We start from the raw sequence: 11888 nt of genomic DNA, 5'->3' as shown, positions 1-11888 counted from the left end.
CCGACTGGTATTTTGAGCATCCGTTCCAGCATGAGACCATTGTGGTGGAAGATGGCACACTTCGGCTGGCGGGCGGTGCGACGATTAACGCCAGCAATCGGCTGCTGGTGGCGGAAGGCGGCAATGCGGTGTTTGACATCAACAACCGGCCGGTGACGGTGGCGAGCCTGCGGGGCGGCGGTCGGATCGAGCTGGGCAGCGCCGGCTCGCTGCGGGTGGCGCATCGCTTCTCCATGTACAACATGACGCAAACGATTGAGACGATTTTGATCCCGTCGCGTTGGCGGGGCACGATTGCCGGGGGGACGGCGGGAGCCACATCGCTGGTTTTCAGCGCTGGGCCAAACTCGTTCCATACCTGGCTGGGCGGCAGCAATGCGCATGCGGGGGTTACGCTGATTGAGGATGGCATGCTACAGGTTGCACACAGTTGGGCGCTGGGGCAGCGAGGGGCGGGCAACGAAACGCTAGTACGCACCAATACGTCGTTGCGGCTGGTGGCGGGGGGCATGAATGTGCCAGAGGACCTGATTCTGCTGGCCTCCGGCAATGGGCGGCCGTTGGTGAACGCGGAAGGTGACAACGAGTTGTCGGGCACGCTTCGGATCACAACGGTGACGACCGGCGCGAATGTGGACATTTACCTGGCTAATGAGGCGTCGAATCGGCTGTTGCGCTTTAGCGGGGTTTTGACAGGGATGGACAACCCGTCTGAGACGAACCTGCAGGCGCGAATTTTCCTTGTTGCGGCGCCGGGGGCGACGGTGGAGGTGTCGGGAGCGGTGGCGAACTTTACCGGCGGCGTGACGCGACTGTTTTTGCGGCGATCGAGCAATGACGCGCCATCGCGAGCGACATTCCGGCTGTCGAGCACGAACAGCACATTTGACGGTGGGCTGACCCTGCTGAACGGGACCCTGTTGGTGGGGGCGGACGCGCTGGCGAGCGGGCCGGGTGCGTTTGGGTCCAACAATTTGGTAGTGGGGGCGTCGTGGGCGGCAGTGGCCAACGAGAATCTGGCGGTGTTGATTGACGGGCCGTACACGGTGGGTCGGAACCTCACCGTGAATAATGTGAATACATCCGGGATCACCACCTTGGGGGGAATCGGAGCGCATACGTCGGTGTTGTCTGGGACGGTGACCTTTGGGGGCAGTCGGGAAATTCGGCTGACGGCGGGCAGTGGGGGATATGTGCGGATTACGGGTCGGCTGAACGATGGGACCAACACGGTGTCGTTGCGGAAGGTGGGGGCTGGGGTTGTTACGCTGGAGCGGGCGGCGGGCAACGACGTGGACGGGTCGGTGATCGTGGAGGAGGGAACCCTTCTGGTGTCCAACACATCGGGGTCTGGGACGGGGACGGGTCCGGTTCAAGTCCGGACCAATGGGTGGCTGGGTGGGACGGGGATCATTACGGGGTCGCTGTCGGTTGCGGGAGGGTTGACGTTTGAGCTATCGACGCCGCCGGCAAGCCATGATCGGCTGGATGTGCAGAGCGGACTGGTCTTTTCGAATGGGGCGAAGGTGCGGGTGGCAGTATTGGGGGGAGCAACGACGGGAACGTATGTGTTGGCGAATGCGGTGGGGGGGGTGAGCGGTCCGTTGCCGGCGCTCGAGCTGACGGGGACGAGTTGGAGCGGGGTCCTGAGTATGGCGGGAACAGAATTGCGGCTGGAGTTGATGGGTGCGGGGGGCGCCCCGCTCACACCGTATCAGGCGTGGGCCCAGGCGCGAATCACCAACGGGCTGACCAACGAGCTGGATGATGCGGATGGCGACGGAGTGGCCAACTGGGAGGAGTGGGTGGCCGACAGCGATCCGATGGTGACAAACGCAGCGTTTGGGGCAGTGGGGATTCAATTGGATGGTGGGAACCTGGCGGCCTTGTTCATCAGTTCGACGCAGCGGTTGTATACGCTGGAATACACGACGAGCCTGGAGGGGAACTGGTGGTCGAATGTGCCGGGCCAGGTGGACATTCCGGGCTCTGGCGGGGTGACGAATCTTTCGATGCCAGCCGTGACTAACGCCGCCTTCCGCCTCCGCGTCCGCGTACCGGAGAACTAGGCAACGCTGAATGGTTGGCCTTAAGTGCAGATAGTCGGTCCCTGAAGCCTTCGCGGATCGGCGAATTCATCGAGTCATACCCCGCTTTTTTTTGACACACCCTCGAGTGTGGCGCATAGTGTTTGAGGTTGCGAGGGCGGATGAGTACGACCAATGTCATCGAATCGGGGTTGAAAGATACGCGTCAGCGGATTTCGCGCGCCCTCGAAAACACGGTCTTGCGCAAGTTGACAGACGACCCTGCCGGTCTGATCGCCGGGGGGAAGATGTTACGTTCGCGCCTGATTTTTCACGTCGGACCCGCCGCAGGGGTACCGCACACCACACTGGTCAGCGCGGCCGCAGCGGTTGAACTGGTGCACGGCGCGAGTCTGCTCCATGACGATGTGATCGACGGCGGATATCTTCGCCGCGGTGCACCTACCTTCTGGGTCGAACGCGGAATTCCCGCCGCCATTCTTGTCGGCGACATGTTGCTCTTCAAAGCGGTCGAGGTGATTTGCGAGGTCGAAGAGGGACGCCTGACGCCGCTCTTGGTCAAACTGACCGGTGAAGTTTGCGATGCGGAATCCGAGCAGGAGCTCCTGTTGCGCGGCGCTCCGGCGACCCTTGAAGCCTGCTTGCGCATCGCGCGGCGCAAGACAGGTGCCCTTTTCGCCTTTTCCGCCGGGGTGTGCGGCGGTTTTGACCCCGAGTTGACGGCCGCCCTAATCGAGTCGGGCTATGCCGCTGGCACCGCTTACCAGTTGGCCGACGATATTTTGGACTTCAATGGATCCGAATCCGAATCGGGCAAGAGCCTTGGCAGCGATGAGGCCCGCGGAAAAACCACGGTCGGCGCCCTTCGTCCTCAGGAGCAGTCAGAAGCCATGGCTCTGATTGACTCCCTGTGCCGTCAGTCCGAAGAATTATTGCGCTCTTGGCCGTCGGTTTATCAAGCTTGGAGGGCGTTCATGGATTCTGACATGCGCCCCGCCCTGAAGAAGAATCTTTCCGTCGCTGTAAAGTGACGGCCAGTCGCGGAATCCTATCGCGAGCTTCACCACAGCAGTCTTGAACACCCTGCTCTAGTGGGCCGCTAAGGACCCATTGAAGATCTGCAGCAGGGCGTTCTGCCGATAGACGAATATGTCGCGAACATCCTTTTTCACGAACAGGCGATGAACCCATTCTCCCCCGGGAACTTTGTAGTCCACCCGATCCCGGCACAAGGTTCCGCCATCGCGCTCTTCAAAGGTGTGTTCGTGAATCCACTGGCGATAAGGTCCTCGTAGCTGCGTATCCACGAACCGAAATGGCGGTTCCCATATGGAGATCTCCGTTCGCCATCGAATCGGCAGGCCTCGGAGACGGATCCTGTAGTCAATCAACGTCCCACGTCTCATTTCGATCGGCCGGGGCGTGAGAATCTCAAATCGCAGATATGGCGGGGTGATTCGCTCCAGATTTTCGGCGCTCGCAAAGAACGGGAATACCTCGTTCACCGGCCGAGGCAACCACAGCTCTGCGAGCAGCGTGTAGCCTCCACTCGGATTGCGTGCAATTTCAACGTTCATGTCTCGCTCCGGACATCGCTTGAATTTCGCGAGCGCATCGTGTTACCTTTCAACAAACAAGGGACTGTTTATGAATTTTCTCCGTCGATCGTTCACCATCATGTTCGCATGTTTAGCGGGATGGCTTTCGGCTCTCGAGGCCCCAGGTTATACCCTCCTCGTCGCGCCAGCCCGCTATTCGGTCATCCAGGTGGCGCAGGATGTCTTGCAGCGCGTGCCCGCCGTTTTGGTTGCCTACCAAGGCAATGCGACGACAGCGGAGCCGATCCTGCACGCTTGGAATGGTACGGAGTGGGTCCCGATCACGCTCAAAGATTTTCGAGAAGTGAATTTCCTCCAGAAAATGCCGTCCAGAACGATATTGATCGGCAGTGATGATGTGCTTCCGAAAACCCTCATGGAAGCTTCCTCCTGGTCTCCCCGACTCGACCGAATTACCGACATGACGACGGGCGCGCTCATAAACGATTTGGGCCGGCTCCTCGATTGGGGCGAAGATAACTGGGTATGGTTCGCGCGGAGATACAATCTGACACTGGTTGACGAGGCGGCGCCAAGGCGATCGCGCAGTTGGTTCGATCAGGCAGGTCCCTTGCCTGACCGGCCCCGTCTAGGGCCAATCCCCGGAATTCGGCCGGTCAAACCGGTGGCATCCGAGCCCGCTGAACCACCGCCCGCACCCGTCGCTGATGCGCCATCCACTGAACCGGCCCCCTGAAAAGTCGGTGGCCGTCCTTTTCGCCGCCGCGTACTTGGCCTGTCTGCTGCCTATAGCGGGTTGTAAAACCGTGCGGGTAGAGGAGCAGCCCTACTCCGCCGTGACACTCATGGTGGCACGGAATCCGGATGAGGCAGTTCTGACCTGGTCCTCGCGCAAAGGTGAAGTGTACACCATTTTATTTGCAGAAAGCCGAGGTTCAGGCGCCCGCTGGCAACCTCTCCCTCAGGCCTCGCGTGTCATCGGGACTGGTGAAACAATCACTGTTCGCGACCGGATCCCCGCCGATCAGCCGCGTTATTATCGGATTCTGGCCCGTCCGGCATCTGGTCGGCGGCCTTGAACACCGCGACAACGGGCCGGTGGTCGGAGCCAACCAACATCCCCGGCACTCGTGGCAGGTAAGACTTTTCCGCAACCCATTCGGGCCGCATCGCCGCGCTAACCAGAATGTAGTCGATGCGCGAGTACGTCTCCTGAAACTCCCAGAAATGGGTCCATACGTCTCCCAAGGCGTCAGCGGGTCGTGTGTCGCTCAGATACGGCGGGCTGCCGATCACCTCGCGCAAGGTGGATGATTGAACGCCGTCATTCAGATCGCCTACGACGACGAGGTTCAGATTGCGGTTCCGGTCCAGCATGCGGCGCACGTGCTTGTTGAGCAGTCGGGCTTCATTCCGTCTCATTTCGGACTGTCCTGCGGGGTGAAAGCGCTTCGACTTGAGATGTGCATTGATGAGCCGGAATGTATACTGAGGATTTGCCTGGAGATCGACGACCAGAAAACCGCGCTGAACCGGCAGTGTCTCGCCGCCGACGGTATAGGTTTCGTTGGTGATATGCATCCGCCGGACAATTGGAAAGCGGGACAGCAAGCCGAGGCCTATTGTGGCATGGGGAAGAATGAAATAATCCGTGTGCGGATACACCAAGCCGGCGTCTGACAGGCGGCGTCGCAAGATGTCGAAGGAGTCCGCATCCCCCACCTCTTGGACGGCCAGCACGTCGGGATTGACGTGCGCAATGACGGATACGACCGCGGCAATCTGCTCTTCCGGTTTGAAATTATCGCGCTGGCCGTCTTGATCGCGGTCTTCGTAAGAAAACCGCATCAGATTGTAGGTCATCAGTTTAAACTCACCAACAGAGCCAGCGGGACCGGCCCATACCCCATCCACCCCGCCAACCAAAACGACCAGAAGTGCGCAGATGAACCACCTGCCGGCGCGGGGCGATCGCACGGTCGCGCCGTTCATGAGTTTTTGCGATAAGTTGATTCGATTTTTGCCGCGACGTCTCGGTAGCCGATGTCGACGGCATAGATTTCCTTGAAGTAGGAGAGCGCCCGGTCCCGGTTGCCAAGCAGCTCGTGGAGCGTGCCGAGCTCGTACAGGACATCCTTTTTCGTTTCGTCCATAACCTGTAGTTCGCCGTTCGCCTTCTCGAGCTGCTCGGCCGCGATGTCGTACTGGTTTTTTTGCTTGAAGCAGAGGGCCAGATAATACAGCGAACGGACACGGCGCTGAGGGTGCTGCTGGGCGCGCTGGAATTGCTGGATAGCCTCGTTCAGCATACCGCGCTCATAGAGCAACACCCCGTATTCATACTTGAACTGCAGGTCGTTAGGATAGCGGTGCACGCGCTCTTCCGCGTCCTTGAAGACGAAATCCGCCCGCTCTTTGCGCTTGGCCTCCGCGCCCGCCTCGTCGCCGGCGGCCACAAGCGCGGCGATTTCACGATCAAATTTGTCGAGACGGATCTGGCTGGCCAGACGGGCCAATTGCGGGTCGGCGCCGCCGGTGGCCTGCTGCGCTTCTATCAACACGGCGATGGCCTCGTCGTGCCGCTCGGCCTTGGCGAGCAATTCCGCCAGCGATCTCTTGTAATTGATGTTCTGAGGCTCCCGCTCGATTTTCTCCCGCGTCTCGGCGATGAGGTCTTCGACATCGCGTGAGGTTTTGACAGCCTTTGATTGCTGCTCCAGAAGGATGGCTTCCTTCTTGTCCTTCATCACATCGCGGTACGATTGCGCTTCGGTCCACCCGCCCCGCTGCATCGTATCCAGCGCCGTCGCATCTTTGAGTTTCTTGATCGCCTGCTGGTCGTTGGGACGGAGCCGGACCAATTCCTCATACATCATCCGAGCATCGTGGAATCGTTTGACCTCGGTGTACAGCTCGCCGAGCCACTCGACGGTTTTTGCATCCTTCGCGCCGTGCTCTCGAGCGATTTCCAGGTTCATGATGGCTACTTCGGGATACCCTGCGGCGACGGCTGCCTGGCTGGCGATGTTGATAAACGTCGGGTTGAGGGGATCCTTGCGGAGCAAGTCCTCCGCCTCGCGCATGGCACGCTCTGGCTTGGTTTTGATCAGCGACTGGATTTTGAGGAGGGTGCCGGAGCCGCTCAGGGTTCCCAGGGCGCGGCTGAACACGTTGGATTTCTGAGATTTCGCCTTCGCGATTGCCGCGGCCCGAAAAAATTTTCGGGCGCGGAGCAGTCCGGGGCATGCATCCAGCGCGAGAAGAAACATGTCCATTGCATAATCAAAATTTCCCCTCTCAAACGAGGCCATGCCCTTCTCGAAATGTTCCCGCGCTTTCCGCGGCGCCTGCTCCAAAGAAACTTCTGCCATAGAGTGTCGTAACTCCGTGAAGATCTAACACTAGTATCTCACAGCCGGCGGGTCAAGGCAACCATCGGCGGATGTGATCCTGCCTCCATAAAGTGTCCCCTTGCTCATTCGAAAGAAGTTCGCCTCATAGCAAATGGAGAACTGTCGCGATGAGAGAATTTCAAAGGATTCAAAATGAGCCCACGAAACTGGTGATCAAGGCGCGGGTCCAGCGGAATATGGGCCGAGGCGACGCGGATGGGCGAGCGTCAACAGTAACGGCAACGATTGTGGAGGGCGTCGTTCCACCGGCACCAGTTTCAATTCCCTTGGAGAGCCCGGTTCCACTCGGGCCATTACCAGTCGGGATGGAACCTGAGCCCGCAAATGTTGAATTGGTCGGGGTGGAACCTGTCACTCCAAATGCGGTCGACGTGGAAGTCGGCCCTCGAGCGAGACTGTAGGGCGCGGTTCCACCTGCGCCAACGATTTCGGACCGTGTATAACCTGCCCCACCGGTTTATAAAATTCGCGATCACCCGGGCGCGGGATCGCACAGGGCCGGAGCAGCAGTCCCATGTTAATCAAGAGCTACGGAGCAAAGGCGGGCGCTCGCAATACGGATAGAAACCTCGTCGTTGAGTGAAGGAGCGATTAACCAACACACCGCATGCAACGAGGCAAAGCGATCGGAAATTCCCCTGGCGGCCGCGCGGCTGGGCTGAGGGCTAAGCCTCGCTCTGGACTACACTCGCCGGCGTTCTGAAAATTGCATCGTTCCTGAAAATTTTGAATCTCAACCTTCGACGCTGCGAGTGGATCGTGGAGATGACGGAACGGATCAGTCGAGGGAAGCGGATCGCCACCAGACGTGGTATTTCTCGTCCAGCTCGTCGGGCGAGGGAAATTCGTAGAATTTGACGCCGCTCTGATCCCCAACGAAGAATCCGCGACGTATGGTCCGATAGAACGCGATCAACTTGGGATTTCGCTCAACTGTCTTCGCGCCCTTCTCCGCCACGGCCACATCGTTTATGCAGTCAACAATGTGGTCCGGGTTGGTATAGGGCAGATAACCTGCGAGACGACCGTCGGGCTCGCGGTCGAGAAGGGAGTCGACGAAAAAGATGCGCGGGACGTGGACCGGGTTCTTCGGGTCCGTGATGAATTTCACGAATTTTCCCGGAGGCAGGAAGGACACCACGCGGGGCGTAACCGGGGCTAGCTCGGTGTAGAAATTCGGACCCCGATGCTCGGGAGGATCGTCGTAGGGTCGGCCGTCCAAGCCCATCACGCGGCCATCTCGCGTCACCAGGTACAGTCGGCCGAGAGAGGCCAGCGGCAAGTGCTCCAACACGCGGTAAATGGATAGGTATTTGCTGCGCCGAGGAGAGCCATCCGGGTGGGGAACGCACCGAGCTTCCATTTCAGCGACCACGGGCATCGTCCTTACGGCCTCAGCCGGGTCAACCTCAAAAAAGATCACATTCCCGGACGTGTGTTTGCGCGTGCCCACGGCCATATAGGCCCCGAACGCGTCCGGATCCAGGTGCGAAGCGACGAGCGCTTCCGTCTGGTAGCACATAAAATAGAGATGCGTCTTCATCGAGCCCGTCCTCCCGTCAATGGCCGAGATTCAACCAATGGCCGATCGCCGGCGCATACTTCACTATGAGCCCCGCGAACACGATGCTGACCATGGTCATCAATTTGATCAATATGTTGAGCGAGGGACCGCTGGTATCCTTGAAGGGATCGCCGACCGTGTCCCCAACCACCGCGGCCTTGTGGGCCAGCGATCCCTTCCCGCCCAAGTGACCCGCCTCAATAAATTTTTTCGCGTTGTCCCAGGCCCCGCCCGCGTTGGCCATGAAGACGGCGACCGAAAAGCCCGCGCACAATCCGCCGACAAGGAGTCCCAAGATCCCGGACACGTTGAGGAGCAGTCCGGTCAAGACGGGCAGCGCGATCGCCAGAATCGATGGCAGCAGCATCTCCCGCTGAGCTCCCGCCGTGGAGATGGCCACACACCGCGCGTAGTCTGGCCGCTCGGTTCCCGCCATGATCCCAGGACGCTCGCGGAATTGCCGGCGCACCTCCTGCACCATCGAGAATGCGGCTCGGCCGACCGCCTTCATCGTCAGGGCGCTAAACACGAACACCGCCAGAACACCGATAAAGACCCCCACCAGTACCTTTGGGTTCATGAGGCTCACATCATAGAGCGACATGAAATCTTTCAGGGAGGCCTTCTTCTCTGCGAGTCGCCGCCCCCGAAGATCTGTGGCAGGATGCGATTTGACCAACTCGCCGATCTCGTTGATGATCAAGCTCCGTTCGACGCCTTCCTCATCCACTAGCAGCACCGCGTTTGGCCCATTTCCCTCGAATGCGCTCATCGTGTGGAACGCCTTGGATTCGCGGTCTTTCGGATCGGCGCCCGGAAAAAACAGCGCCCATTTTCGGTTGTAATCCGCCCCGATGCTCTTGAGAACGAAGGGTGCACTTCCCGATGGCGAAACGTACTCCGCCGCGGCCTCTCGGTGAATGCCGATCCGGACCTCCTCGATGTAGCTGGCTAGCAGTGCGAGCGCGGTCAGCGCAGCCGAGCCGATGGCAAAACCTTTTCCGATGGCTGCCGTCGTATTGCCCAGCGCATCCAGCGCATCCGTGCGCCGGCGCACCTCCTTCGGTAGCTCGCTCATTTCCGCATTGCCACCGGCATTGTCTGCGATCGGGCCGTAGGCATCGGTCGCGAGTGTCAAACCTAGGGTGGACAACATCCCAACGGCCGCAATTCCCACGCCATATAGCCCGGCGAGAAGGTCGGCAAACCCGTCCATGACGGCAAAACTCAGCAGCGTACCCACGCAAACTGAAACCACCGGCACCCAGGTTGAGAGCATGCCCTCCGCGATTCCACCAATGATGACCGTCGCCGGACCTGTCGCCGCCTGATCCGCAATGAAACGCGTCGGCTTATAATCCGCCGCAGTCGCCCACTCCGTACCCTTCCCGATCACGATCCCCAGCACCACCCCGATGAAAATCGCCCAAAATACGCCGATCGGCATGTTGAGAAGCTTCACGAGACCGAACGCGCCGACGATGATCAGCGCACTGGAGGCATAAATGCCGCGGTTAAGGGCCGCTAACAGGGTTTTCATGGAGGCGTCCTCCCGCGTGCGGACCAAGAAAATCCCGAGAATCGAGAGTATGATGCCGATAGCGGCAAGTAACATCGGCGCGGCAAGAAACGCGAACATTTTGTCCGCATTCCACCCCCCCACCGTGGCGGCAGCCACTCCGAGCGCTGCAGTCGCTAGAATCGAACCAGCATAACTCTCATAAAGGTCCGCGCCCATCCCCGCCACGTCCCCCACATTATCGCCGACATTATCTGCGATCGTCGCGGGATTGCGGGGATCGTCCTCCGGAATCCCGGCTTCGACTTTGCCGACGAGGTCCGCGCCCACATCGGCGGCCTTCGTATAGATTCCACCGCCCACGCGCGCGAATAACGCCTGCGTGGAGGCGCCCATGCCGAAGCACAACATCACCACCGTGATCGTTTCCAGGTTCATCGGGTGGCCGCCGACTAGCTGATGGTGGAATTTGTAGAGGTAGAGAAACCAGGCGGTGATGTCGATGAGAGCCAGACCCACGACCGTAAGGCCCATGACCGACCCTGCCCGAAACGCGATAGTCAGTCCTCGGTTCAGCGATTCGCTGGCACCCTGCGCGGTCCGCGACGACGCCATCGTCGCCGTTTTCATCCCGATAAAGCCGGCCAAGCCGGAAAACAGCCCCCCTGTGAGAAAGGCAAATGGGACCAACCGGTGCTGTACGCCAAGGACAAACGCCATGTACGACAACAACACGACCAGCACGAGAAATACGATGCCGACCACCTTGTACTGACGCTTGAGATAGGCGTACGCGCCTTCGCGGACGTAACCGGCGATTTCCCGCATGCGCGGCGTGCCCGGGTTCGCCGCGAGGATCGAACGGTAGAAGAAAAAAGCCGTCGCCAGGGCGAGAACCCCAGCCGCCGGCGCCAACCACCACCAGCCCGGCAGTGTGCGCTCGGCGTCCAGTTCAGACGCTTCGGCCAATCCGGCCACCACCGTCAACAAACATGTAACGAGAAACCCGGAAGATGCCCAGCGGCGCCGAAGGCCCTTTGCTAGTGTCTTCATGGACAATCACCTCAATTGCCGAATCGATCCGGCATTTGGACGCCATGATCACCAATAGACTCTCCGCGATTCAATGGCGAAGGCCGCTTGGAATTCATTTTCAGGTTTTCCCCGATCTTTTAATCAGGGACTGCCTTAACCGCATGACAAATCCGTAAGTCCGAATTCGAAAACCCCGTAGTCCTGCGATCTTCCAGATCCGGCTCCCGAAATACCGCCCTTGCCGGAGCATGAATTCGCCATACCTTGATAAGCGGGGAAATCCGGGATTCGTTCGTCCTACATCAGATGCTCTCATATTTGCAGAATCCTTTGTAGAGAATCGGCCTCCTTGATGGCTTTATGATCGTAAGGTTTTTATGCAAGCAAGCGACTTGGGCGAAGCTTTAGCGTTTTCAAAATTCGATTAGGTCCGCCGTCATGATGACTCGACAAACGGTATAGCGAGATCCAAAGGTTTATGTTCCCGCATTGCGTACCTATTATCGGGCACGATCACTACGATCTAATACATCTCCCTCAGCCATCGCTAATAAGATCTACGGATCTCCCATTACGGCTGCTGTTTGGCATAATTTCAGCGCAAGAGCCTTGACGGCAACCTTTAGGGTCGTACGCAATTTTCTCGTGTAGCGCCGGGGAAGAATCGTTCAGATCGTGAAGTTGGTTTTCGGACAGCTCAAACAAATCGCCGTCCCGATGGGGGTTGTAATTGCGCCTATCCGCTTGGGG

General features: G+C 59.2%; 8 protein-coding genes. 3 read left to right on the top strand and 5 right to left on the bottom strand.

Going from position 1 to position 11888, the window contains the following annotated elements; genetic code table 11:
* Both NZ740_01800 and NZ740_01795 read left to right on the top strand, forming a co-directional pair.
* Positions 1-2069 (top strand): hypothetical protein (locus NZ740_01800; GenBank protein MCS6770742.1); only part of this gene is annotated, 2069 nt, incomplete at its 5' end.
* Positions 2070-2209: 140 nt separating this feature from the next.
* Complete coding sequence (locus tag NZ740_01795) at positions 2210-3079, top strand: polyprenyl synthetase family protein (protein ID MCS6770741.1); 870 nt, start codon at positions 2210-2212, stop codon at positions 3077-3079.
* 57 nt (positions 3080-3136) lie between these two features.
* Here NZ740_01795 and NZ740_01790 read toward each other — a convergent pair whose 3' ends face one another.
* Positions 3137-3625, bottom strand: a complete 489-nt coding sequence (locus NZ740_01790; protein ID MCS6770740.1) for an SRPBCC family protein — start codon at positions 3623-3625, stop codon at positions 3137-3139.
* A gap of 70 nt (positions 3626-3695) precedes the next feature.
* On the opposite strand from NZ740_01790, the gene NZ740_01785 reads away from it, so the two are divergent.
* A complete protein-coding gene (locus tag NZ740_01785; GenBank protein ID MCS6770739.1) occupies positions 3696-4343 on the top strand; it encodes a hypothetical protein in 648 nt (215 codons plus the stop codon).
* A gap of 260 nt (positions 4344-4603) precedes the next feature.
* On the opposite strand, the gene NZ740_01780 is transcribed toward NZ740_01785, so the two are convergent.
* The 4 genes from NZ740_01780 to NZ740_01765 form a co-directional block, all read right to left on the bottom strand.
* A complete protein-coding gene (locus NZ740_01780; protein MCS6770738.1) occupies positions 4604-5599 on the bottom strand; it encodes an endonuclease/exonuclease/phosphatase family protein in 996 nt (331 codons plus the stop codon).
* Positions 5596-6978, bottom strand: coding sequence for a hypothetical protein (locus tag NZ740_01775; GenBank protein MCS6770737.1), 1383 nt, complete (start codon positions 6976-6978; stop codon positions 5596-5598). The genes NZ740_01780 and NZ740_01775 overlap by 4 nt, the downstream gene beginning before the upstream one ends.
* An 820-nt stretch (positions 6979-7798) precedes the next feature.
* Positions 7799-8563, bottom strand: a complete 765-nt coding sequence (locus NZ740_01770; protein MCS6770736.1) for a hypothetical protein — start codon at positions 8561-8563, stop codon at positions 7799-7801.
* Positions 8564-8579: 16 nt separating this feature from the next.
* Complete coding sequence (locus tag NZ740_01765) at positions 8580-11156, bottom strand: sodium-translocating pyrophosphatase (GenBank protein ID MCS6770735.1); 2577 nt, start codon at positions 11154-11156, stop codon at positions 8580-8582.
* Positions 11157-11888 lie beyond the last annotated feature (732 nt).

It is taken from the genome of Kiritimatiellia bacterium (assembly GCA_025054615.1).
Lineage (GTDB): Bacteria > Verrucomicrobiota > Kiritimatiellia > CAIVKH01 > CAIVKH01 > JANWZO01.
This window is presented reverse-complemented; position numbering and strand designations above follow the sequence as displayed.